We start from the raw sequence: 848 nt of genomic DNA, 5'->3' as shown, positions 1-848 counted from the left end.
TTAACCCTTAACAAATTCCCGATAACCGTCAACAATCACCCACCAGGGCCAAAACAAAAGAAAGGAACAACTACATAAAACCGGGCCCTTAACCCTTAACAAATTCCCGATAACCGTCAACAATCACCCACCAGGGCCAAAACAAAAGAAAGGAACAACTACATAAAACCGGGCCCTTAACCCTTAACCAATTCCCGGTAACCGCCAACAACCACCCATCAAGATCAAAACAAAAGAAAGGAGCAACTACATAAAACCAGGCGCTTAACCCTTAACCAATTCCCGGTAACCGCCAACAACCCCCCATCAAGGCCAAAACAAAAGAAAGGAGCAACTACATAAAACCAGGCCCTTAACCCTTAACCAATTCCCGATAAACGTTAACAACCACCCATCAAGGCCAAAACAAAAGAAAGGAACAACTACATAAAACCAGGCCCTTAACCCTTAACCAATTCCCGATAAACGTCAACAACCCCCCATCAAGGCCAAAACAAAAGAAAGGAGCAACTACATAAAATCAGGCCCTTAACCCTTAACCAATTCCCGATAAACGTCAACAACCCCCCATCAAGGCCAAAAAAAAGAAAGGAGCAACTACATAAAACCAGTCCCTTAACCCTTAACAAATTCCCGATAAACGTCAACAACCCCCCATCAAGGCCAAAACAAAAGAAAGGAACAACTACATAAAACCAGGCCCTTAACCCTTAACCAATTCCCGGTAACCGCCAACAACCACCCATCATGATCAAAACAAAAGAAAGGAACAACTACATAAAACCAGGCCCTTAACCCTTAACCAATTCCCGGTAACCGCCGACAACCCCCCATCAAGATCAAAACAA

Origin of the sequence: Cyclobacterium sp. SYSU L10401, assembly GCF_010993705.1 — a bacterium.
Classification (GTDB): domain Bacteria; phylum Bacteroidota; class Bacteroidia; order Cytophagales; family Cyclobacteriaceae; genus Cyclobacterium.
The sequence above is the reverse complement of the archived record's forward strand: the minus strand, read 5'-3'. Positions refer to the sequence as shown.